We start from the raw sequence: 23,304 nt of genomic DNA, 5'->3' as shown, positions 1-23,304 counted from the left end.
GGGGGTACGGCCCGGTGGAGACGCGCAGGCTGCACGCCTCGCCGCAACAGCGCCCACCGATGACGGGGTGTTACACACCTCACCCCGCCGAGCCGTGGATCGTCAGACCGTGGCGATCGTGTAGGGGATCTCGTCGAGCAGTTCCCGGGCGAGGAAGCCGATCCGCCCGTACCGGGGGACCAGCCGCTGCCCGCTCACCGCGTGCGCGAACGCGGCCCAGCAGGCGGCCTGCGCCGGGTCGGCGCCCCGGGAGAGCAGGCCCGCGAGCAGCCCGGAGCGCACGTCGCCGCTGCCAGAGGTGCCCAGCCCGGCGTCACCGCTCTCCTCCCGCCAGGCCCGGCCGTCCGGCGTCGCGATGTGCCCGTAGAGCGACACCACCGCGTCGTACCGGCCGGCCAGTTCCACCGCCTCGGCGTCCAGGTCGTCGCCCGGATCGCGGTGCAGCAGGTGCTTCGCCTCGGTCAGGTTCGGGGTGAGCACCACCTTGCGGCCGGAGCCGACCAGCAGGTCCGGGGCGTGGCTGAGCGCGCCCAGCGCGTACGCGTCGAGCACCAGCGCGGTCTCCCGGCCGGCCGCGTCCAGGACCAGGCGCAGCAGTTCCCCGGTGGCGTCGATGTCCTTCAGGCCGGGGCCGACCGCCACCACGTCCGGCTCGGCGACCAGGCCGCCGAGCAGGTCGCCCGGGTCGCCGCGGACCGCGCCGTCGTCGGTCTCCGGCAGGCCCACCACGAGCGCCTCGGGCACCTGGATGCTCAGCGACGCGGCCGTCGACTCGGCCGCGGCGAGCTGGAGCACGCCGGCCCCGGCCCGCAGCGCGGCCACCCCGGCCAGCAGCACCGCGCCCGGGGTGAACCGGGAACCGCCGACCACCAGCACGGTGCCGCGCGCCTCCTTGCCGCCGGTGGGCACCGGCAGCGCCCAGTCCCGCAGCAGCGCGGGGGTGATCACGTCAGACCGGCTCGGCATGGACCTCGTCCTCCCTGGTGGGTGTCGCCCCCTGCCGGTGCAGGTGGGCGACGTCGTTGAACACGTCCGGCACGAGCCGGCCCCTCTCGTCGGCGTGCCAGCCGGTGACCGAGCAGTTGGCGATCACGTGCTCGCGGGTCAGCGCCATCAGCTCCGCCTCGGTGAGCCCCTCCACCAGGTAGCGCAGCAGGAAGACCAGCGCGTCGTGGCCGAACAGCAGCACCCGGCCCCCCTCGTGGTCGCGGCGCAGGTCGCCCAGCAGCGCCCGCAGCCGCAGCGCCACGTCGGTCCAGGACTCGCCGCCGGGCGGCCGGTAGTAGAACTTGCCGAGCCGGGTACGCCGCTGCGCCTCCTCCGGGTAGCGCCGGGTCACGCCGTGGCCGGTGAGCCCGTCGAGGATGCCCAGCTCCCGGTCACGCAGCCGCTCGTCCACGCTCGCCGGGATTCCGGTGCCGTCCAGTGCCAGCTCGGCGGTCCGCACGGCCCGCAGGTACGGCGACACCACCGCCACGTCCGGCCGTTGCGAGTCCGGCAGCCCGGCCAGCCACCGGCCGGTCGCCCGCGCCTGCTCCTCGCCGGTGGGCGACAGCGGCACGTCGGCGTCCCGGTGGGTGAGGTCGATCAGCTCGGCGCCGGACGTCTCGGCCGCCGTGGCCGCGACGTTCGCCGTGCTCTCCCCGTGCCGGACGATCCAGAGCGATGCCAACTCCGCCATGCGGCTCCCGGTACCCGGGCTCGACCGGGGATAACCGTGCCGGACGGGCCTGGCGCGGACTCCGCAGCGGTGCATCGACCCGGCACAATGTCCCACGACGCGGGACGGACGGCCCGGTTCCGAGGGAGGCGCACATGGCGACGGTGGTGCGGGGTCTGCGCGAGGCGCTGGTGCTCTTCCTGATCGCCGCAGTGGTGATCGCGGCGGCGGTCGGCATCTGGGTCGCGGTCGGCGGCGGCGACTTCACGCACCGGCTCGGTGTTGCGTTCATGCTCGTCGGCGCCGTGATCGGGATGACCGGCGACCTCACGTTGAGCCGCATCGGCATGCTGCCGGCCCGCTCGACGTTCGGCCTGGCGCCGGAGCGGGAGGACGGCGGTGGTGGCCGCGTGCTCACCGGCGTCGGCATCTTCCTGTTCGTCTCGGTGCCGCTGATCGTCGTCGGGGCGCTGCTGATCACCTGATCTTCGCGCTGTCGGTGGGGCCGGTTATGGTCCCCGCACACTGCGGGCGATCAAGGAGACGGTGTGCGCAGATTCGAGTTCGTGGGCGGCGGTTCGGCCAAGTTCTGGGAGGTCGGGCAGAGCGACGCGACGGTGACGGTCCGCTATGGATCCATCGGCTCCCAGGGCCGCACCCAGGTCAAGGAGCTTGGTTCGCCGGCCGAGGCCGCCGCGCACGCCGACCGGCTGATCGCGGAGAAACTGCGCAAGGGGTACGCCGAGACGACAGTCGCGCCTTCCGCCGGGCACACCGGAGCGCCCGCCGCCGAGCCGACTGCGCCGGGCCACGACCCGGAAGCAGCCGGTGCCGATCGGGCCGGCGCTGGTTCGGCCGGCGACGACCCGGCCGGGGCGCCGTCGCCCGCCGGTGAGCTGCCGGACGAGGACGCGTTCGAGGTCCCGGCCGGCTGGCGGCGGATGCTGATCCCGCGCCGGGACGGCACACCCGGCCCGGCCCTGCCGTCCGCCGCGAAAGGCCGCGCCGCCGGGCAGAAACTGCTGGAGTCGCTGGCCGGCCAGGCCGCCTCCACCGCACGGGCCTCCGTCGATCCGGAGCTGGGCCCGGCGCTGCGTGGCTACCTCGACGGCCGGCCCGGTCCGCTGGGCGGGGCGGCGCTGGTGGCGGCGGTGGGCGCGGCGCTGGACTATCGGATGCGCGACCAGCAGGGGCACGCCCTCGCCGACCTGCTGGTCGCCGACCTCGGCCCGGCCGGCGCGGCGGTCGCCGCGACCGAGCAGATAACCGTGGCCGCCGGATCGGTGCCCTCGTTTCCGCTGAGCCGCACCGAGGCGACGAACGCCCACAACTACATCCACTGGCGCCTGCGCCGGTCGGTGCTGCGCCGGGTCCGCGCGCACCTCGCAGCGGCCGGCGACGTCGACTACGCCGCGGCCCGCGCCGCGCTGGCCCCGTACCGGTCCGGGCCGCTGTCGGCGCGGGCGATCACCTCGTTCCTGCTGCCGACCGAGCGGGAGTGGGTGGCCCGGGACGTCGCCGACGTGGCGCGCGAGGGGGGTCCGCTGCTCGCGGAGCTGCTGCTCTGCGCGGTCGACGACGTGGACGCCGTCCACGCGCTTCAGGGGCAGCAGACGGTCTACCGGCTGATGTACGACATGGCGCCGATCGTCACCGCCACCGCGGCGGTCGGATCGCCGATCGCGCCGGTGCTGGCCGAGTGGTTCGACCACGAGCACAGCGGCGCGGACGCGCGGCAGCGGCTGGTGTCACTGCTGGCGGCCCTGCCCGGTGACGAGCCGATGGCGGCGCTGCTCGACCGGCTGGACCGCAAGTACGTCCCGCCCGCGGTGACGGAGATCCTGCGCCGCTTCCCGGTGCGCGGCGTGCGCCTGCTCTCCGCCGCCGCCGAGGGGCGCACCCCGGCCGCGCGGGAGGCCGCCACGTTGCTGCGTGCTCATGTGCTGGCCAGCCCGGCCGCTGTCGAGGCGGCGCTGCCGGTGCTGACCCCGGCGCAGCGGGAACGGATCGAGCAGGTCCGCGACAGCGCCTCGGCGCTGCCGGTCGCCGGACCGGACCGCCTGCCGCCGGTGCTGGTGACGCCGCCCTGGTCGGTCCGCCGGACGCGATCCGCCCCGCCGGTGCTCAGCGGGCTGGACCGGCCCACCGGTTCCGCGACGGCCTGGCTGCCGGGGGAGCGGGAGCGGTGGGCCGCGATCGTGCCCGGCTGGTCCGGCTACTGGCGGGGCGACGACCTGACGGTGCTCGCCGCCGAGGTCGCCGCCGGCCGGGCCGGGTCCTACGCCGCGATCCACTTCTTCGTCCGGGCGGGCGAGGAACTGGCCCGGCCGCTGCTGCCCGGCTGGCGGCCCGACGAGTCCTGGGGCGCCGACGGGTGGATGCTCCGCCTCGCCGGGCGCTACGAGCTGGACGCGCTGCCCGCCGCGCTGCACCTGGCCCGTACCGCGCCGAAGAGCGTCGGCGAGGTGCTGCTGCCGTACGCCGACGGTGAGGTCGCCGACCTGATGGCCGACTGGCTCGACCGGCTCAAGACGGTCCGCCCGGTCGCCCGTTCGTGGCTGCGGCGGCACCCGGAGTACGCCGTGCGGGCGCTGCTGCCGGCCGCCCTGGGTACGCCCGGCCCGCGTCGCCGGGCCGCCGAGCGGGCGTTGCGCCTGGTCGCCGCGGAGCACCGGGACCTGCTCCTGGGCGTGGCCCGGGAGCACGGCGAGGAGGCGCTCGCCGCCGCCACGGTGATGCTCGACGCGGACCCGCTGGCTCAGCTCCCGGCCCGGATGCCGAGCCTGCCGGCGTGGCTGGACCCGGCGGTGCTGCCGCAGGTGCTGCTGCGGGACCGTTCGGCGGCGCTGCCCGCCGACGCGGTACGCCACCTCTGCACGATGCTCGCCATCTCCTCGCCCGGCGAGCCGTACCCGGGGGTGGAGATCGTCCGCGCGGCGTGCGACACCGACTCCCTGGCGGAGTTCGCCTGGGCGCTGTTCGAGTGCTGGCAGGGCGCCGGCGCGCCGTCGAAGGACGGCTGGGCGTTCACCGGGCTCGGCCTGCTCGGCGACGACTCGACAGCGCGGCGGCTCGCGCCGCTGGTCCGGGCCTGGCCGGGCGAGAGCCAGCACACGCGGGCGGTGACCGGCCTGGAGGTGCTGGCGCAGATCGGCACCGACGTGGCGCTGATGCACCTGTACGGCATCTCGCAGAAGGTGAAGTTCCGCGGCCTGCGGGAGCAGGCGGCGCGCAAGGTCACCGAGGTCGCCGACGGGCTGGGCCTGACGCCCGAGCAGCTCGGCGACCGGCTGGTGCCCGACCTCGGGCTGGACGCCGACGGCAGCCTGGTCCTCGACTACGGGCCGCGCCGGTTCACAGTCGGCTTCGACGAGCAGCTCAAGCCGTACGTGGTGGACGGCTCGGGGGCCCGCCGCAAGGACCTGCCCAAGCCCGGCACCCGGGACGACGCGACGCTTGCGCCCGCCGCGCACAAGCGTTTCGCCGGCCTGAAGAAGGACGTGCGCACGCTCGCCGCCGATCAGATCCGCCGCTTCGAGTCGGCCATGGTGACCGGGCGGCGCTGGCCGGCCGCGGACTTCCGCCGCTACTTCCTGTCCCACCCGCTGCTGTGGCACGTCGTGCGCCGGCTGGTCTGGGCCCCTGTGGACGACGCCGGTCAGGTGGGCGCCGCGTTTCGGGTCGCCGAGGACCGCACGCTCGCCGACGTCGACGACGAGACGTACACGCTGCCGGACGACGCGACGGTGACCATCGCGCACCCGCTGCGCCTCGGCACGGCGGTGCCGGCCTGGGCGGAGGTCTTCGCCGACTACGAGATCCTCCAGCCGTTCCCACAGCTCGGCCGCGAGGTGCACCGGCTGGACGAGGCCGAGCGCACGGAGAAGCTGCTGCACCGGCACATGGGCGTCACGGTCCCGGCCGGGCGGCTGCTCAGCCTGGAACGGCGGGGCTGGCGGCGCGGCGCCCCGCAGGACGCCGGCATCCAGAGCTGGCTGGAGCGCGAGGTCCCCGGCGGCCGGGCCGTCGTGATCGACCTCGACCCCGGCATCGCGGTCGGGATCGTCGACATGTTCCCCGACCAGAAGATCGAGGCGATCTGGGTCAACGACGTGCCGTACGGCGACTGGTTCCAGCGCGGCGGCAAGGTCCGCCTCGGCGACCTGGACGACGTCACCGTCTCCGAGGTGCTGCGCGACCTGGCGGAGGTGACCCGGTGACCGCGCTCGACCCGGCCGCCGAGCGGGCGCAGCGGCCTCCGGCCGAGGTGCGGTACGCCGACGAGCTGGCCGCGCTGGCCGCGAACGACAGCGATCCGCGCCCGCCCGGCTGGCGGCTGAGCCTGCGCGCCGCGCGCCGGTTCATCCTCGGCGACCCGGCGGCCGGGATCCGGCGCAAGTTCGTCGGTGACCCGTCGCTGATCGACCGGGCTCTGGTGGCGCTGGCGACCAGCCGCGGGCTGATGCTCGTCGGCGAGCCGGGCACCGCCAAGTCGCTGCTGTCGGAGCTGCTCGCCGCCGCGGTCAGCGGCGACTCCACGCTCACCATCCAGGGCGGCGCGGCCACCACCGAGGACCAGATCCGCTACTCGTGGAACTACGCGCTGCTGGTCGCCGACGGCCCGTCGCCCCGTGCGCTGGTGCCGGCGCCGCTGCTGCGCGGCATGGCCGAGGGGCGGGTGGTCCGCTTCGAGGAGATCACCCGCTGTCCGCTGGAGGTGCAGGACTGCCTGCTCTCCCCGCTGTCGGACCGGGTGCTCGCCATTCCGGAGCTGCCCGGTGCCGACGCCATGGTGTTCGCCCGCGAGGGCTTCAACGTGATCGCCACCGCGAACACGCGGGACCGGGGCGTCAACGAGATGAGCGCCGCGCTGAAGCGGCGGTTCAACTTCGAGACCGTCTTCCCGATCCCCGACCTCGGCACCGAGCTGGAACTGGTGGAGGCGGAGGCGGGCGAGTTGCTGCGCCGCTCCGGCGTGACCGCGCCGCCCCGGCGGGACCTGCTGGAGGTGCTGGTCACCACGTTCCGGGAGCTGCGGACCGGGATCACCGAACGCGGCGACGCGATGGAGCGGCTGTCCGCGGTGATGAGCACCGCCGAGGCGGTTTCGGTGGCGCACGCGGTCGGGCTGCGCGGCTGGTTCCTGCGCGGGGAGCCGGGCGACGCCGCGGACCTGGTCGCCTGCCTGGCCGGCACCGCCGCGAAGGACGACGCGGAGGACCTGGCCCGGCTGCGGCGCTACCTGGAGCAGCAGGTGTCCCGCCGCTCCGGCGCGCAGTGGCGGGCGGTGCACGACGCCCGGCACCTGCTGCCCGGGTGAGCGCCGTCGAGGCGCCCGGCGGCGTCACGTTCCTCGGCGTCCGGCACCACAGCCCGGCCTGCGCGCGGCTGGTGGCGGCCACCGTGGCGCGGCTGCGCCCGGCGTACGTGCTGGTGGAGGGGCCGGCGGACCTGAACGGGCGGATGGACGAGCTGCTGGGAGACCACGAGCTGCCGATCGCCGTGTTCACCGCGCACCGCGAGGGCACGCGGCGGCACGCCTCGTGGAGCCCGTTCTGCGCGTATTCGCCGGAGTGGGTGGCGCTGACCGCAGGCCGGGAGGTGGGCGCGCAGCTGCGCTTCATCGACCTGCCCGCGTGGCATCCCGCGCTGAGCGACCGCGCCAACCGGTACGCCGACGCCGACCAGCGGTACGCCGAGGCGGTCCGGCGGCTCTGCGCCACCCTGGCAGTGGACAACGTGGACGCGCTCTGGGACCACCTGTTCGAGATCGGCCCGGACGACGGGCTGGCCGAGCGCCTCGACACGTACTTCGACGTGCTGCGCGGCGAGTCGGCGGCCGGGGAGGACGACACCGCCCGGGAGGCGTACATGGCCCGCTGGGTGCGCGCCGCCCGGCGCCGGGCCGCCGGCCGCCCGGTGCTGGTGGTGACCGGCGGTTTCCACCGTCCCGCCCTGGTCCGGCTCACCGCCGGGGCGGGGGACGACGGGCCGGAGTACGACGACTGGCCGGAGGTGCCCGCCCCGGCGCCCGACGCGGTGGCGGGCAGCTACCTCGTGCCGTACTCGTTCCGGCGGCTCGACGCGTTCGTCGGCTACCAGTCCGGGATGCCGTCCCCGGCGTACTACCAGCGGGTCTGGGAGGACGGTCCCCGCCGGGCCGCGGAGGCGCTCACGGAGGCGGTCGCGGCCCGGCTGCGCGCCCGGCGGCAGCCCGTCTCCGCCGCCGACCTGATCGCCGCCCGGACGATGGCCGGTGGTCTGGCCCGGTTGCGCGGCCACGCCCACCCGGGCCGCGTCGACGTGCTCGACGGGCTGGTGTCCGCGCTGGTCACCGACGCGCTCGACCAGCCGCTGCCGTGGGCGACCCGGGGCACCCTGGCGCCCGGCGCGCACCCGGTGGTGGTGGAGATGGTGGCCGCGCTCAGCGGTGACCGGGTGGGCCGCCTGCACCCGGGCACGCCGCTGCCGCCGCTCGTGCACGACGTCGACGCCGAGCTGGAACGGCACCGGATAGACCCGCACGAGACGGTCGAGCTGGACCTGACCGACACCGGCGACCTGGCCCGCAGCCGCCTGCTGCACCGGCTGCGCCTGCTCGACGTACCCGGTCATGTCCGTGAGCGCGGCCCGCGCGTGGGCGCCGACGCGCTGCTCACCGAACGCTGGTCGCCCGCGCCGTCGGCGGACCGGCTCGCCCGGGTGATCGAGGCCGGCGGGTACGGGCCGACCGTCACCGACGCGGTCACCGCCCGGATCGAGGAGCGGGTGACGCTGCTCGGCGCGGATGTGGACGCGCTCGCCACGACGCTGTTCGACACCGCGCTGGCCGGGCTGCCCGAGCACTCCACCCGGACCCTCACCGCGATCGCCCGCGCCACCGGCTCGGTCACCGACCTGCGGGCGCTGGGCCGGGCGCTGGCCGTTGCGCTGGCCCTGTGGCGGCACGACCGGCTGCTCGGCAGCGCTGGGACCGCCCCGCTCGGCGCGCTGATCACCGCCGCCGTACGCCGGGCGCTCTGGCTTGTCGAGGGCGTACGGGCGGCGGCCGGGCCGGCCGACCCGGGACGCCTGGTCGCGCTCGTGGCGGTCCGGGACGCGATCCGCCATGCCGGCCCGGCGCTCGGGCTCGACCGGGACGACGCGCTGGCGGTGGCCGGGCGGGTAGCGGCCGACGCGGCAGCCCCGCCGGACCTGCGCGGCGCGGCCCTGGGCCTGGCCTGGTCGCTCGGGGACGTGCCGGACGCCTCCCGGGCGGTCCGGGCCGTGGCCGCGCCGGACACGCTCGGCGACTGGCTGTCCGGGCTGTTCGCGTTGGCCCGGGAGGAGGTGGTGGCCGGCGACGCCGCGCTGCTCACCGTCGTCGACGCGCTGCTGGCCGGGATGGGCGCGCACGACTTCCTGGTGGCGCTGCCGGCGCTGCGGCAGGCGTTCGGCTGGTTCCCGCCGCGCGAGCGGGCGGCCGTGGCCCGGCACGTGCAGGCGCTGCACGGCGGCGACGCGCCGCCCGGTGACCTGCTGCGGCTGGACGCGGACCCGCTGCTGGTGGCAGCCGCCCGCGCGGTGGAGGAGCGGGTCGACGCGGTGCTGATCCGGGAAGGGCTGTGGGAGGGGGACGGGACGTGAGCGACCCGATGCGGGAACGCTGGCGGCTGGTGCTCGGCGACGCCGCGCAGGACAGCCTGGGCGGCCTGTCGGCCGAGGCGGCGGGCCGGGACGCGGCACTGGACTGGCTCTACGGGCGCGACGCCGAACTCGGCCGCCGCGACGTGCGGCGGGGCGGGTCCGGCCCGTCCATCCTGACCACTGTGGACTGGCTGGACGGCATCACCCGGCTGTTCCCGAAGGAGACGGTGCAGCGGCTGGAGCGGGACGCGGTCGAGCGGTACGGCATCCACGACGTCGTCACCGACCCGGCGGTGCTGGCCCGGGTCGAGCCGAACCCGGCGCTGCTGCGCGCCGTACTGCGCACCAAGCATCTGATGAACCCGGACGTGCTGCGGCTGGCCCGGAAACTTGTCGAGGCGGTGGTGCGGCAACTCGTCGAGCGGCTGGCCGCGGAGGTGCGGCAGTCGTTCTCGGGTCCCCGGGCGCGACGACCCAGCCGGTTCCGGCAGGCCCGCAACTTCGACGTACGGCGCACCATCCGGGCGAACCTGGCCCACTGGCAGCCGGGGGAGCGCCGGCTGCACGTCCGGCAGCCGCACTTCTTCTCCCGTACCCGCCGCCACCTGGACCGCTGGCAGGTGATCCTGCTGGTGGACCAGTCCGGCTCGATGCTCGGCTCGGTGATCCACGCCGCGGTGACCGCCGCCTGCCTGTGGGGGCTGCCCGGCGTGCGGACCCACCTGGTCGCCTTCGACACCGACGTGGTCGACCTGACGTCCGACGTGGACGACCCGGTGGAGCTGCTGATGAAGGTGCAGCTCGGCGGTGGCACCGACATCGCCCGCGCGGTCGCGTACGGCGCGCAGCTCGTGGAGAACCCGCGCCGCGCCATCGTCGCGCTGGTGTCCGACTTCTACGAGGGCGGCAACGCCGGGCGTCTCGTCCGGTCGGTGCAGCAGCTCGTGGAGCAGGGCACGCACGTGCTGGCCCTGGCCGCGCTGGACGAGGAAGCCGACCCGGCGTACGACCGGGCCACCGCCCAGCGGCTTGCCGACGTGGGCGCGGCGGTCGGCGCGATGACGCCGGGCGAGCTGGCCGCGTTCGTGGCCGAGCACGTGGGCCGGTAGGGGGGACCGCCATGACCCGCGAGGACCTGATCGCGCTCACCCCGGACGTGCTCGCCGCGCTGAGCAACAGGGGCCTGGTGAAACGCGCCACCAAAGAGGTCGACGCCGGCGACCGGCCGGCGCTCACCGAGGACACCGACGGCGCGGTGCGCGCCGCGTACCCGGACGGGGTGACGGTGACGCTGCCCGTGGGCGGCGGCCTCGCGGCCGGGACCTGCTCCTGCCCGGCGCCCGGCGTGTGCCGGCACCTGCTCGCGGTCGTGCTGACCTACCAGCGCACGCACGCCGACGTCCCCGGCCGCGAGGCGGCGCCGGACCAGCCCGCCGCGCCGGACCGGCAGGCCGTGCCGGACGTCGCGTCGGGCCACGACGCCGAGCCGGGCCACGACGCCGAGCCGGGCCGGGACGACGCCGGGGCCGGTGGCGAGCCGTGGCGGTGGTCGCCGGGCGACGTCACCGACGAGGAACTGGCCGCGGCGATCGGCGCGCCCGCGCTCGCCGCCGCGAAGCGACGGCTGCGACGCGGCTACGCCGCCGTGGTCCACCGGCCCGACGCCGCCGACCCGGTCCCGCGCGTGGAGCTGCCCACCGGCACGGTCCGATTCCTCGTGCCGGGGCAGATCGGGTACGCGCGCGGCGACGCGGCCGACGACGGCGGAGAGTCGATCGCGCTCGCCGTGTGGGCGTGCCGGGCGGCCGACCGGGAACACCCGGACCGCCCCGAGGCGCAGGTACGTGTCGGCGGACCGGCCACCGTGACGGACCTGGCGGCGCTGGACGAGGCGGTGACGCTGGCCGCCGACGTGCTGCTGACCGGGGCCGCGCACCTGGGCTCCGGCACGGACGCCCGGCTGGCGGCGGTCCGGCGCGACCTCGACGCGGCCGGGCTGCGCTGGCCGCTGCTTGCGGTGGACGACCTGGCCGGGCAACTGGAGGCGTACGCCGCGCGCGGCGCCCGGTACCGTCCGGAGACCCTGGCCGACCTGCTCGCCGAGCTGCCCGCGCGGCGGCGCGCGGTGGTCAACGCGGGCGCGACACCGGCGGAGCGGGTGCTCGGCGCGCACGAGCCGGCCGAGACACCGCTGCGGCGGCTGCGGCTGACCGGTCTCGGCGCCCGGGTCCGCGAGAGCGCCGGGGAGACAGCCGTGGACGTGGTGCTCGCCCACCCGGCGGCCGTCTCGGTGCTGGTGCTGCGGCGCACCTACCCGGTCACCGATGACGGCCCGCCCACCGGGCACGAGCTGGCCGGACGGCGGGTCACCGGCGCCACGCTCGGCGCGCTGGCCACCGGCAACGTGGTCTCCGAGTCGGCGGTGCGCAGCGCCGCGCACCAGCTCCGGTTCGCCGCCGGCCGGCTGGCCCGCACCACTGTGACCCCCGGCGCCGGAGAGTGGTCCGGGCTGCCACCCGGCCTGCTGGCCCGCGACCCGGACGCGCTCGCCGCCGAGTTGGCGGCGCGACCACCCCGGCTGCTGCGCCCGCGCGCCGCCGCCGAGTCGGTGCGGGTGCTCGCGCTGGGCGAGGTCCGCGCCATCGGGTACGCGGCCGGCGAACAGCGCCTCGACGCCACGGTGACCGGGGCCGACGGCGGCACGGCGACAGTCACCGCGACCCACCACTCCGCCGCACCCGGCGCACTCGACGCGCTCGCGGCGGCGCTCGACGGTACGCACGGGCCGCCGCGCTACGTCAGCGGAACGGTACGCCGGGGCGCCGACGGACTCGTGGTCGAGCCGCTGGCGGTGGTCGCCGACGCGGTGGTCGTACCCGATCTGGCGCCCGGCGCCGGTGACGGGCGGCTGGCCGGCGCGGTCGACGCCCGGCCCGACCCGGTCGCCGCGGCGCTGGGTACGGCGTCGGCGCTGCTCGCCCAGGCCGCGCACACCGGCCTGCGGCACCTGCCGGCCGGCTTCCCGGACCGGCTGCGCGCGACGGCGGCCGGGCTCGCCGGGGTCGGCCTGGACCGTTGCGGCGCGGCCCTGTCCGGCCTGGCCCTGGCGCTCGGCGCTGACCCCGGCGAACCGGCGGTACGGGCCTGGGTGGACGCCTGGGTCCGGTTGTCGGTGACGGCGGAGTCCCGGTGAGCCGGTCCCCGCGGCCGGGAAGGATCGCTACGGTGTGACGGTGGCGACCACGGCGGCGCAGGAGATCCAGGTGGGGGAGCGGCTGGTCCGCGTCTCCAGCCCCGACAAGCCCTACTTCCCGGAGCGCGGGCTGACCAAGCTGGACGTGGTCCGCTACTTCCTGTCCGTCGGCGACGGCATCCTGCGTGCGCTGCGGGACCGGCCGACCATGCTGGAACGCTGGCCGCGCGGCGTGTTCGAGGGCGCGAAGGTGGCCACCCGGCAGACCAACAAGGGCGACGCGTTCTACCAGAAGCGGCTCCCGGCGGGCGCGCCCGACTGGGTGCGCACCGCGCACATCACGTTCCCGAGTGGCCGTACCGCCGACGAGGTGGCCCCGAGTGAGCTGGCGGTGGTGATCTGGGCGGCCAACCTGGGCACGCTGCGGTTCCACCCGTGGCCGGTGTCCAAGGACGACGTGGAACACCCTGACCAGCTGCGCATCGACCTCGACCCGATGCCGGGTGTCGACTTCGCGCAGGTCGTGCCGGTGGCGCACGAGGTGCGTGCGTTCCTGGCCGAGCTTGGCCTGGAGGGCTTCCCGAAGACCACGGGCGGGCGCGGCATCCACGTCTACGTCTCGATCGAGCCGCGCTGGAGCTTCGGCGAGTGCCGGCGGGCGGTGCTGGCGCTCGGCCTGGAGATGCAGCGCCGCCTGCCCGACCTGGTCACCACCACCTGGTGGCGTGATCAGCGGGACCGGCCGGTCTTCGTCGACTACAACCAGATGGCCCGCGACCACACGATGACCTCGGCGTACTCGATCCGGCCGACACCCGCGGCGCTGGTCTCGGCGCCGCTGGACTGGTCCGAGCTGGACGACGCCCGGCCGGAGGACTTCGACGTGCTCAGCATGCCCGCGCGGTTCGCCGGGCGCGGCGACCCGCACGCCGGGCTGGACGGGCGGCGGTACTCGCTGGAACCCCTGCTGGAGCGAGCCGACGCCGAAGGGCTGGAGCCGCCGCCGGAACGCTGACCGGTCAGTCCCAGGGGCTCTGGGTGCCGTCGAACTCCTCGAACACCAGCCAGGTACGTGTGGACAGCACCCCGGCGATGCTCTGCACCCGGTCCAGCACCACGTCCCGCAGCGTCGCGTTGTCCGGCGCCCGGACCAGCGCGAGGACGTCGTGCTCGCCGCTGAGCAGCGCCGCGTGCTCGATGTAGCGCACCTGGGCCAACTCGGCGGAGACCTCCCGCCAGGTGTTCTGCTCGATGGTCAGCGCGATGTACGCCGACGTGCCCAGCCCGGCCGGCTCCGGCGCGACCCGTGCGGTGAACCCGGTCAGCACGCCGTCGCGCAGCAGCCGCTCCACCCGGGCGTACGCGTTTGTGCGCGAGACGTGCACCCGTTCGGCGAGCGTACGGATGGACGTGCGGGCGTCGCGGACCAGTTCGCGCAGGATCCGCCGGTCCACCTCGTCCAGCGGCCCGGCCGAACGTCCCGTTCCGCCCGCCGCGCCCGGTGTGGCGCCGGTCTCCTGGCTCACCTCAGCCGCCCTTCCGTGCCATTCGTCCCGCGTTCATCCCGCATGTTGAGTCAATCATCCACGACCGGGAGCATAGGGCCACCACACGTCCAGGAGGTCCCCGCCGTGACGACCACACCCCAGGCGGTCCGCAGGGCATCCCCGCGTACCCGCCGGAAGGCCACCCCGGCCGCACCCGACCCGTCGGCCGGCCTCATGCCGCAGCGCGAACCCGTCCGGCTGCTGAACCCCGACGGCACCCCGCTGCCGGCCCGCGACGACTACCCCGAGCCGCCGGTCGACACGCTGCGCGAGATGTACCGGCGGATGGTCGTCGGCCGCCGCTTCGACGTGCAGGCCACCGCGCTGACCAAGCAGGGCCGCCTCGCCGTCTACCCGTCCGCGCGCGGCCAGGAGGCGTGCCAGATCGGCGGCGTGCTCGCGCTGCGCGACACCGACTGGGTGTTCCCCACCTACCGCGAGTCGATGGCGCTCACCGCGCGCGGCATCGACCCGGTCGAGGTGCTCACGCTGCTGCGCGGCGACTGGCACTGCGGTTACGACCCGGCCGTCACCCACACCGCGCCGCAGTGCACGCCCCTCGCTACCCAGTGCGTGCACGCCGCCGGACTGGCCTACGGCGAGTCGTACCAGGGCCGCGACACAGTGGCGCTGGCGTTCATCGGCGACGGCGCCACCAGCGAGGGCGACTTCCACGAGGGCATCAACTTCGCCGCCGTGTTCAAGGCCCCCGTCGTCTACCTCGTGCAGAACAACAAGTACGCGATCAGCGTGCCGCTGTCCCGGCAGACCGCCGCGCCGAGCCTCGCGTACAAGGGCGTCGGCTACGGCGTACCCAGCGAGCAGGTCGACGGCAACGACCCGGTGGCCGTGCTCGCGGTGCTGGAGCGCGCCGTCGCGCACGCCCGCGCCGGCAGGGGCCCGTACCTGATCGAGGCCCACACCTACCGGATGGAGCCGCACACCAACGCCGACGACCAGACCCGCTACCGCGACGCCGAGGAGGTCGAGGCGTGGCGCGACCGCGACCCGATCGCCCGGCTCGAGGCGTACCTGCGGGCCCGGGGCGTGCTGGACGACGCCGCCGTCGCGGCGATCGCGGCGGAGGCCGAGGAGTACGCCGCCGCGCTGCGCCGCCGGATGGACGCCCAGCCCACCGTCGACCCGCTGAGCCTGTTCGACCACGTGTACGCCGAGCCGACGCCGCAACTGGTCGAGCAGCGCGAGATGGTCCGGGCCGAGCTGGCCGCCGACGCGGAGGGGGACGCCTGATGGCCACCATGACCATGGCGAAGGCACTGAACGCCGCGCTCGCCGACGCGATGCTCGACGACGAGCGGGTGCTCGTCTTCGGCGAGGACGTCGGCCAGCTCGGCGGCGTCTTCCGGATCACCGACGGGCTGCAGGCCCGCTTCGGCGACAAGCGCTGCTTCGACACCCCGCTCGCCGAGGCCGGCATCGTCGGGTTCGCCGTCGGCCTGGCCATGTCCGGCCTGCGGCCGGTCGTGGAGATGCAGTTCGACGCGTTCGCGTACCCGGCGTTCGAGCAGATCGCCTCGCACGTGGCGAAGCTGCGCAACCGCACCCGCGGCGCGCTCAGCGTGCCGATCGTCATCCGCGTGCCGTACGCCGGTGGCATCGGCGGCGTCGAGCACCACTGCGACTCGTCCGAGGCGTACTACGCGCACACCCCCGGCCTGAAGGTGGTCACCCCGGCCACCGTGGACGACGCGTACTCGCTGCTGCGAGCCGCCATCGACGACCCGGACCCGGTGGTGTTCCTGGAGCCCAAGAAGCTCTACTTCACCAGCGCCGAGGCGGACCTGCCGGCCCGTACCGCGCCGATCGGCACCGCCGTGGTGCGCCGCCCTGGCACCGACGCCACGCTGATCGCGTACGGCCCGGCGGTGCCGGTCGCGCTGGCCGCCGCCGAGGCCGCCCGCGAGGAGGGCTGGGACCTGGAGGTCGTCGACGTCCGCAGCATCGTGCCGTTCGACGACGCCACCGTCACCGCCTCGGTACGCCGTACCGGCCGGTGCGTGGTGATCCAGGAGGCGCAGGGCTTCGCCGGTGTCGGCGCCGAGATCGCCGCCCGGGTGCAGGAACGCTGCTTCCACGCGCTGCACGCCCCGGTGCTGCGGGTGTCCGGGCTGGACATCCCGTACCCGGCGCCGATGCTGGAGCACACCCACCTGCCCTCGGTCGACCGGGTGCTGGACGCCGTGGCCCGCCTGCAGTGGGACGACCAGCCCGACACGCGGTGGGTGGCGGCATGAGCGAACGCACCGAGCGGAGCGAGGGCCGTGAGGGCATGCTCGGTCAGCGCGGCATGAGCGAACGCACCGAGCGGAGCGAGGGCCGTGAGGCCATGCCCGGCAGGCACGGCATGAGCACGGCTGTGGGGACCCGCGACTTCCTTCTCCCCGACCTGGGCGAGGGACTGAGCGAGGCGGAGATCGTCGAGTGGCGGGTCGCCGTCGGCGACGTGGTCACCGTGGACCAGAGCGTGGTCGAGGTGGAGACCGCCAAGGCCGTCGTCGACGTGCCGTGCCCGTACGCCGGCCGGGTCGTGGCCCTGCACGGCGCGGCCGGTGAGGTACGCCCGGTCGGCCAGCCGCTCATCACCATCGCCCCGCTCGACGACGCCCCCGACCCGCACGCCACCTACCGTGAGGAGGAGCGGGCCGGGTCCGGCAACGTCCTGATCGGCTACGGCACCGGCCACGGCGGCTCGGGCCGGCGGCGGCGTCGGCCGCGGCTGGCGCTGGCCCCCGAGCCCGGCGCGTCCGCCTCGACGGACCCCGCGTCCGACGCGGCGTGGACCGGCGGACCGGCGGCGGCGCCGCTGGTCATCTCGCCGATCGTGCGGCGGCTGGCGAAGGAACACGGCATCGACCTGGCGTCGCTGCGCGGCACCGGGCCCGGCGGCGTGATCCGCCGGGCCGACCTGGACGCCGCCGTGGCCGCTCCCGCTCCGGCGGCCCGGCTGGCCGCGGTGCCGGCCGCTCCGGCCGCGCACGTCGGGCTCGCCCCGGCCGGCGACGGTGACACGGTCATCCCGCTCACCGGCATCCGCAAGGTCATCGCCGACAAGCTCTCCCGCAGCCGGCGGGAGATCCCCGAGGTGACCATCTGGGTCGACGTGGACGCCACCGGCCTGCTGGAGACGCGCGCCGCCATCAACGCCGCCGCGCCGGAGGCACCGGTGAGCATCCTGGCCCTGCTGGCCCGGATCTGCCTCAGCGGCCTGCGGAAGTTCCCGCAGCTCAATGCGCACGTCGACACCGACGGGCAGCGGATCATCCAGTCCGCGGGCGTGCACCTGGGCATCGCCGCGCAGACCGACAGGGGACTGGTCGTGCCGGTGCTGCGTGACGCGCAGCGGCTGACCACCCGGGAACTGGCCGCCGCGCTCGCCGAGACCACCGCGGCGGCCCGGGCCGGCACGCTGCCCCCGGCGCGGCTGACCGGCGGGACGTTCACGCTCAACAACTACGGCGTGTTCGGCGTGGACGGCTCGACGCCGATCATCAACCACCCGGAGGCGGCGCTGCTCGGCGTCGGCCGGATCGTGGACAAGCCGTGGGTGGTGGACGGGCAGCTCGCCGTGCGCAAGGTGACCCAGATCAGCCTCACCTTCGACCACCGCGTCTGCGACGGCGGGGTGGCCGGCGGCTTCCTCCGCCACGTCGCCGACTGCGTCGAGCAGCCCGCCCTCCTGGTCGCCAACGTCTGACCGCTCCGGCTCCCGGCCCCGGCCCTCCTCCCTGAGGGCCGGGGCCGCGCGCGTCCCCGCCGCCCGCTCGCGATCTTGCACTTGCGGCCCTCGATGTGCCCGATTCGCACCCTTCTCCAGGGCCGCAACCGCAAGATCGCCGCAGCGGTGCCGGTGGCGAGGGCGAGACCGTCCAGCGCTGCCCTTCTTGCGGGACCGTTGATGGGATCCGGCGAGATCTTGGTAGGAAAGTGCCCCTATGAGGGCCGTTTCGTACCAAGATCTCGACGGGTCGGACCCTTCACGCCTTCCTCCGTCCATCGATCATGAGGTTGACGGGGGCAAAACGGACGCCGTTCGCTGCCAACTTCATGATCGACGGGCATGGGCGCGCCGGGCGGTGGGTGAGGGGTGGGGAATCGGGCGGAGGGCGCGTGGGGCGCAAGCGGGGACGGGAATTACCTGTCCGGCACGATTCTCCGCAGCCTTTTCCGAGCAATTCCGCCGAAGGTGCCACGGCGTGATCCTGGGCCTACAGAATGTGGGCGAGAGGGTTCGGAAATGGGGGGCGAAATATGTTTGCGAGGCGCCGACTGACGCTTTTCGCGATGACCGTCGCAGCCGCGCCGCTGGCGGTCGGCGCGTGCACCGCCGGCCCGAAGTCGGTGGGGAAACAGGCCGAGGCGGCACCGCCGTCGGTCACCGTGACACCCGCCGATCGCACGAAGGGCGTGCCGATCAGCGCGGAGGTGGGCACGACGGTCAGCAACGGCAAGGTGACCGCGGTGAAGCTCACCGACGACAAGGGCAACCAGGTGCCGGCCCAGCCGCGCGAGGACGGCTCCGGCTGGGTGCCGGACCGGCCGCTGGCCAATTCCCGGACGTACACGGCGGAGGTGACCGCCACCGGCGATTCGGGAAAGACCGCCACGCAGAAGACGACGTTCACGACGATGGCCAAATCCACCAAACCGGCCGTCACCAGCGAATTGTATTTCCAGCCGAATCAGACGTACGGGACGGCGATGCCGGTCGTGCTCGGATTCGACCCGCCGATTCCGAAGGAGGCCCGCGCGGACGTGCAGCGCCGGTTGTTCGTGAAGACCGATCCGCCGCAGCCGGGCACCTGGTCGTGGGTGGCCGACGGCAAGCAGGCGGAGTACCGGGCGCCGGACCGCTGGAAGCCGGGCACGAAGATCAGCGTACGCAGCGCGCTGCAGGGGCTGCCCATCGGCAAGGAGACGATCGGCGACTCGGACCGCGTCGCCACCGCCAAGGTCGGCCGGCAGATGACGCTCGACATCGACAACGAGACCAAGCAGATGACCGTCTACCAGGACGGCAAGGTGCTCAAGAAGATCCCGGTCAGTCTCGGCAAGGCGAGCACGCCGACGTCCAGCGGCACCATGGTGATCATGGAGAAGCACGAGCACACCACGTTCGACACCCGGGGCGAGCCCAACGGCGGCTACGTGGTCGACGTGGACGACGCGCAGCGGCTGACCTGGGGCGGCGAGTTCATCCACTCGGCGCCCTGGTCGGAGGGGGACCAGGGGAGCACGAACGTCTCGCACGGCTGCACGAACGTCTCGGCCACCGCCGCGGACTGGCTGATGGGCATCACGCAGGTCGGTGACCTGGTCACCGTGCGGGGCACCGAGGTGAAACTCGACCAGGGCAACGGCTTCACCGCCTGGAACGTCAGCTGGGACGAGTTCGCCAAGGGCAGCGCGCTGCCCGTACCGGCGGGGCTGAAGCCCACGCAGAGCGCCACGCCGCATCCGGGCGCGGTGGCCGGCGGGTCGTCACCGGCCCCGGCCCCCTCGCGGAGCAACAGCGGCGGCTGAACCAGGGGAGGAACGGCCCCGGGGCCGGCCCGCGTCGCGCGGGCCGGCCCCATGCCGTGCTCAGTCCAGGTCGACGCGGGCCACCCCGGTCGCGGTCAGGCTGCCCAGCCAGAGCCGGCGGCCGTGCTGCCGCACGCCGGTGACCATCGGGTACGCCCCGCTGGGGCCGTGCAGCGTCCGCAGCACCCGCCCCGTGCCGTCGACCAGCGCGACCAGCCCGTAGCGGCGCGGCCGCGGCTGCACCGCGCCGGGCAGCAGCGCGACGATCTGGCGTACGCGCGGATGCGGCAGCAGCCGTTCCATGGCCGCCAGCCGAGGGCTGGGCAACGCGACCCAGTACGTCCCGTCACCCACCGCGGAGATGTTGTCCGGGTACGCCGGCAGGTCGGTCAGCACTGTGGCCCGCCCGCCCGGCAGGTCGACCCGGAGCAGCCGGTGGGTGGCGGTCTCGGCGAGCATCAGCGCCGACTCGTCCGGGGTGAGCGCCAGTCCGTTGGGGAAGTAGAGCCCGTCGGCTACCACGTCGGTGCGCCCGGTGCGCCTGTCGTAGGCCAGCACCCGTCCGTTGGGCCGGTGCTCCAGCAGGTCCCGCTTCCAGTGCGACAGCGGGAAGCGGTCGGAGGAGTCGGTGAAGTAGACGGTGCCGTCGCTCGCGACGGCCGCGTTGTCGGCCAGGTGCACCGGCGGGGCGGTCCCGGTCAGCTCGTGCACCGCGCCGGCGGGGTCCACCCGCAGCAGTCCCCGGTACGCGTCGCAGACGAGCAGTCCGCCGTCGGCCGGGTCGCGTTCGGTGCCCAGCGGCCGTCCGCCGGTCTCGGCCAGAAGCGTGGGCCGGGTGCCGGCCGGCGCGTCGGCCGGCCACCACCAGAGCCGGCCGTCCTCGTCGCCGCTGACCACCCGGCCGTCGGCGTCGACGACGACGTCCTCCGGCCCGTGCCCGCCGGCCGGCAACGGCAGCAGGTCGGCCCGGTCGAGCCGGGTGTCCTCGGGCGCCCAGGGCCCGGTCAGCGGCGGCGGCACGGTCGCCGGCTCGCGGACCGGCCGGATCAGCAGTGGGGCGCGCGGGCGCGGGACGGCCATCGGCTCATTGTGGCCCCGAGCCGTCCCGGACGGCAGTCTCCGACGGCGTTTCGCCACGTCCCGCGCGGCGTGGCGCGGTGGCTGCGGGATGACCCTGAGACGGCTCGGGGTCGGTACCCCGGCGCTACCCGGAACCCCCGCCGCGACGTCGGGAAATGTCGGAGGGCGCGGGTAGGTTTGGGCGCATGGGACACACGGGCGACCGCTTCCACGTGACGACGGACGTGCACGATCACGTGGTCGAGTTGCGTCCGGTCGGCGAGATCGACATCGCCACCGTGGCGGCGTTCCGGGCCGCGCTCTGGGCGGCGCCGGCGCGACCGGTGCTGCGGGTCGACCTGTCCGGCGTGCGGCTGCTGTCCGCCGCCGGTGTCCGCGCCCTCGTCGCCACCCACCTGCGCGTGCGCGCCCGCGGCGGCGAGCTGGTGCTCGTCGACCCAGACCCGGTGGTGGCCCGCGTGCTGCGGGTTACCGGCCTGCAGCGGGTCCTGCCCGTGCGTCGCTCCGACCGCTCCCGCGAGCTGGTGACCTGCGCCGCGGCCTGAGCGAGCGGCGGCCCGAGCGCGCACCCGGCCTGAGCGCGGACCGGGCCGCCGGCATGTGGCCGACGACCCGGTGAACGGCTGACGCTCAGCGCACGCCGAGCAGGTCCACCACGAAGACGAGCGTCTCGTTCGGCTTGATGACGCCGCCGGCGCCGCGGGCGCCGTAGCCCAGGTGCGGCGGGATGGTGAGCTTGCGTCGGCCGCCGACCTTCATGCCGACGACGCCCTGGTCCCAGCCGGCGATGACCTGGCCGCCGCCGAGCGGGAACTCGAACGTCTCACCCCGGTTCCACGAGGCGTCGAACTCGCGGCCGTTCGAGTGGGCCACGCCCACGTAGTGCACGCTCACCAGTTGGCCCGGGCGGGCCTCCGGGCCGTCGCCGACGGTGATGTCCTCGACGACCAGATCCGCGGGCGGCGCGCCCTCGATCGGGCCGACCTGGGGCTTGTCCATGAACGGTCTCCTCGGTGCTGACGGTGTGGTCACAGTCGATCCTGCCGGATCGCGACCGGCCGATACGCGCCGGTCCCCGCACAACGGCGTGGCGGGGACACGAGAAGAGGGCGGGCGCCGCCTTTCGGCGACGCCCGCCCCGGAGCGGGCTGGTTCACTTCAGCCAGGGGAGACGCTGGACCAGGGGGAGCTTCGCCCAGATCCGGCCGAGGCCGAGGGTGTTGCCGGCGCCCACCAGGGCGAGACCGGCCAACAGGCCCGCGTAGATGAGGTGGTCGTCCATGAAGGGGTTGTTCGCCGGGGGCAGCACGGCCGTCCACATCAGGACCAGGAGCAGTCCGCCGGCGACGGCGGCGATCCGGATGCCGATGCCGAGCATGAGCGCCACGCCGATGCCGAGCAGGCCGAGCATGAACAGCGTGTCCGCCCAGGCCGCGCCGGCGATGTTCCCGTAGAGGTCCGCGAACGGGCCCTCGACCGCGTTGCCCAGGAAGCCCTTGGTCGGGCTGCCGCCGTTGATCCAGGCGTTCTTCGCGGCGGTCTCGTGGCCGAGGCCGAACATCTTGTCGAGGAAGGCCCAGAGGAAGATCCAGCCCAGCGCGAGCCGTAGCCCGGCCCACACGTACCGGGTGGCCTTCTGGCGGGTGGTCTCGATGTGCGCCGCCGGAGCGGTGGTGGCGGCGGGGGTCCGCTTGACGGCGGGGGTCCGCTCGATTGTCGCGGTCATGGTCTCCACGTCCCTTCCTGTGCCTCGCACCGCGCTTCCCGGTGGCACATTCATTCCACCGCCGCGCGGCGTCGCGGAGCAGGGCCGACCGGTGCCCTGGTGACCGGGTCATTGGTCCCGTCCGTACCCGGTCCGGTCGGCCCGTCCCCGCCGGTCCGCCGCCCCTGAACAGGGCGTTTGCGGCGGCCTATCGTCACAGGTGAAGGCCCGGCACGAGGAGGTCGTGATGAGGACGTGGCAGGTGGCCGACGTGATGACCAGGGACGTCGCGGCGGTGACGGAGCAGACCCCGTACCGCGAGATCGTCGACGTGCTGGTGCGCAAGCGGATCAGCGGCGTGCCGGTGGTCGACTCGTTCCACCGGGTGCTCGGCGTGATCTCCGAGGCGGACCTGCTGCACAAGGTGGAGCGGGCCGGTCACCCGGACGAGCGCCGGGTGTTCGAGGGGCGGCGGCGCCGTACCGCGCGGGAGAAGGCCGACGCGCTGGTGGCCGGGGACCTGATGACCGCCCCGCCGGTAACCACCCACGAACGCGCCTCGCTGGCCGCGACGGCCCGGCTGATGGACCGCGAGGCGGTCAAGCGGGTGCCGGTGCTGGACGACCTGGGCCGGCTGTCCGGCATCGTCACCCGCGGTGACCTGCTCCGGGTGCACCTGCGCACCGACGCGGAGATCCGCGAGGAGGTGGTGCACGAGGTGCTGCGCCGGGTGCTGTCGGTACGCGACGGGCTGGTCACGGTGCAGGTGCGCGGCGGCGAGGTCACCATGGACGGACGGCTGGACCGGCGCAGCGCCGTCGAGCTCGCCGGCCGCCTGGCCGGACAGGTCGCGGGCGTGGTCGCCGTGCACAACGCGATCGGGTACGACCTGGACGACACCACGCTGATGGAGCTGGACCCGGTGCACGCCACCCCGGTCGCCTGAGCGCGC

The 23,304-nt window shown here is 75.0% G+C and carries 19 protein-coding genes; 13 read left to right on the top strand and 6 right to left on the bottom strand.

Translation table 11 applies throughout. The features are described from left to right. Nucleotides 1-102 precede the first annotated feature (102 nt). The gene (locus MicB006_RS12540) at nt 103-966 is read right to left on the bottom strand and encodes an NAD(P)H-hydrate dehydratase (RefSeq protein ID WP_116506173.1); all 864 of its coding nucleotides are present in this window, start codon (nt 964-966) and stop codon (nt 103-105) included. Next, on the bottom strand, nt 950-1,681 hold the full coding sequence (locus MicB006_RS12535; RefSeq protein WP_116506171.1) for a histidine phosphatase family protein: 732 nt from the start codon (nt 1,679-1,681) through the stop codon (nt 950-952). Before MicB006_RS12535 ends, MicB006_RS12540 begins: the two co-directional genes overlap by 17 nt. Nucleotides 1,682-1,815: 134 nt before the next feature. Here MicB006_RS12535 and MicB006_RS12530 point away from each other — a divergent pair, with 134 nt between their 5' ends. From MicB006_RS12530 to MicB006_RS12500, 7 genes are all read left to right on the top strand, one after another. Further along, a complete protein-coding gene (locus MicB006_RS12530) occupies nt 1,816-2,145 on the top strand; it encodes a hypothetical protein (RefSeq protein WP_116506169.1) in 330 nt (109 codons plus the stop codon). A 63-nt stretch (nt 2,146-2,208) separates the two neighbouring features. Then, nucleotides 2,209-5,880: a DUF4132 domain-containing protein gene (locus MicB006_RS12525; RefSeq protein ID WP_116506167.1), complete on the top strand. Its 3,672-nt coding sequence runs from the start codon at nt 2,209-2,211 to the stop codon at nt 5,878-5,880. Beyond that, the gene (locus tag MicB006_RS12520; RefSeq protein ID WP_116506165.1) at nt 5,877-6,980 is read left to right on the top strand and encodes an AAA family ATPase; all 1,104 of its coding nucleotides are present in this window, start codon (nt 5,877-5,879) and stop codon (nt 6,978-6,980) included. Before MicB006_RS12525 ends, MicB006_RS12520 begins: the two co-directional genes overlap by 4 nt. Beyond that, nucleotides 6,977-9,286 (top strand): DUF5682 family protein, encoded by a 2,310-nt coding sequence (locus tag MicB006_RS12515; RefSeq protein ID WP_116506163.1) that lies wholly within the window; start codon nt 6,977-6,979, stop codon nt 9,284-9,286. Before MicB006_RS12520 ends, MicB006_RS12515 begins: the two co-directional genes overlap by 4 nt. Next, on the top strand, nt 9,283-10,395 hold the full coding sequence (locus tag MicB006_RS12510) for a VWA domain-containing protein (protein ID WP_116506161.1): 1,113 nt from the start codon (nt 9,283-9,285) through the stop codon (nt 10,393-10,395). Before MicB006_RS12515 ends, MicB006_RS12510 begins: the two co-directional genes overlap by 4 nt. An 11-nt stretch (nt 10,396-10,406) precedes the next feature. Further along, nucleotides 10,407-12,479, top strand: a complete 2,073-nt coding sequence (locus MicB006_RS12505) for an SWIM zinc finger family protein (protein WP_116506159.1) — start codon at nt 10,407-10,409, stop codon at nt 12,477-12,479. A 34-nt stretch (nt 12,480-12,513) separates the two neighbouring features. After that, nucleotides 12,514-13,494: a DNA polymerase domain-containing protein gene (locus MicB006_RS12500; protein WP_116506158.1), complete on the top strand. Its 981-nt coding sequence runs from the start codon at nt 12,514-12,516 to the stop codon at nt 13,492-13,494. A 4-nt stretch (nt 13,495-13,498) separates the two neighbouring features. On the opposite strand, the gene MicB006_RS12495 is transcribed toward MicB006_RS12500, so the two are convergent. Further along, nucleotides 13,499-14,005 (bottom strand): Lrp/AsnC family transcriptional regulator, encoded by a 507-nt coding sequence (locus MicB006_RS12495; protein WP_073828474.1) that lies wholly within the window; start codon nt 14,003-14,005, stop codon nt 13,499-13,501. Nucleotides 14,006-14,077: 72 nt separating this feature from the next. Between MicB006_RS12495 and pdhA the strand changes: the two genes are divergently transcribed. From pdhA to MicB006_RS12475, 4 genes are all read left to right on the top strand, one after another. Further along, on the top strand, nt 14,078-15,277 hold the full coding sequence (gene pdhA, locus MicB006_RS12490; RefSeq protein WP_192900286.1) for a pyruvate dehydrogenase (acetyl-transferring) E1 component subunit alpha: 1,200 nt from the start codon (nt 14,078-14,080) through the stop codon (nt 15,275-15,277). Further along, on the top strand, nt 15,277-16,281 hold the full coding sequence (locus MicB006_RS12485) for an alpha-ketoacid dehydrogenase subunit beta (protein ID WP_116506153.1): 1,005 nt from the start codon (nt 15,277-15,279) through the stop codon (nt 16,279-16,281). The genes pdhA and MicB006_RS12485 overlap by 1 nt, the downstream gene beginning before the upstream one ends. Before the next feature lie 110 nt (nt 16,282-16,391). Beyond that, the gene (locus MicB006_RS12480; RefSeq protein ID WP_116511391.1) at nt 16,392-17,741 is read left to right on the top strand and encodes a dihydrolipoamide acetyltransferase family protein; all 1,350 of its coding nucleotides are present in this window, start codon (nt 16,392-16,394) and stop codon (nt 17,739-17,741) included. Nucleotides 17,742-18,295: 554 nt separating this feature from the next. After that, nucleotides 18,296-19,567: an Ig-like domain-containing protein gene (locus tag MicB006_RS12475; protein ID WP_192900236.1), complete on the top strand. Its 1,272-nt coding sequence runs from the start codon at nt 18,296-18,298 to the stop codon at nt 19,565-19,567. Between the two features lie 60 nt (nt 19,568-19,627). Here the strand turns inward: MicB006_RS12475 and MicB006_RS12470 are convergent, their stop codons facing one another. After that, nucleotides 19,628-20,647: an SMP-30/gluconolactonase/LRE family protein gene (locus MicB006_RS12470; protein ID WP_116506150.1), complete on the bottom strand. Its 1,020-nt coding sequence runs from the start codon at nt 20,645-20,647 to the stop codon at nt 19,628-19,630. Between the two features lie 185 nt (nt 20,648-20,832). Here MicB006_RS12470 and MicB006_RS12465 point away from each other — a divergent pair, with 185 nt between their 5' ends. Then, the gene (locus MicB006_RS12465; RefSeq protein ID WP_116506149.1) at nt 20,833-21,192 is read left to right on the top strand and encodes an anti-sigma factor antagonist; all 360 of its coding nucleotides are present in this window, start codon (nt 20,833-20,835) and stop codon (nt 21,190-21,192) included. Nucleotides 21,193-21,277: 85 nt separating this feature from the next. On the opposite strand, the gene MicB006_RS12460 is transcribed toward MicB006_RS12465, so the two are convergent. Both MicB006_RS12460 and MicB006_RS12455 read right to left on the bottom strand, forming a co-directional pair. Beyond that, complete coding sequence (locus tag MicB006_RS12460) at nt 21,278-21,646, bottom strand: FKBP-type peptidyl-prolyl cis-trans isomerase (RefSeq protein WP_030499930.1); 369 nt, start codon at nt 21,644-21,646, stop codon at nt 21,278-21,280. Between the two features lie 154 nt (nt 21,647-21,800). After that, the gene (locus tag MicB006_RS12455; RefSeq protein WP_370013446.1) at nt 21,801-22,382 is read right to left on the bottom strand and encodes a hypothetical protein; all 582 of its coding nucleotides are present in this window, start codon (nt 22,380-22,382) and stop codon (nt 21,801-21,803) included. A gap of 217 nt (nt 22,383-22,599) precedes the next feature. Between MicB006_RS12455 and MicB006_RS12450 the strand changes: the two genes are divergently transcribed. After that, nucleotides 22,600-23,298 carry a CBS domain-containing protein gene (locus MicB006_RS12450; RefSeq protein WP_116511387.1) on the top strand — a complete coding sequence of 233 codons (699 nt, stop codon included), beginning with the start codon at nt 22,600-22,602 and terminating at the stop codon, nt 23,296-23,298. Nucleotides 23,299-23,304 lie beyond the last annotated feature (6 nt).

It is taken from the genome of Micromonospora sp. B006 (assembly GCF_003408515.1).
GTDB lineage: Bacteria > Actinomycetota > Actinomycetes > Mycobacteriales > Micromonosporaceae > Micromonospora > Micromonospora echinospora_A.
Note: the sequence above shows the minus strand (reverse complement) of the source record. Positions and strands in the feature narration are given on the sequence as shown.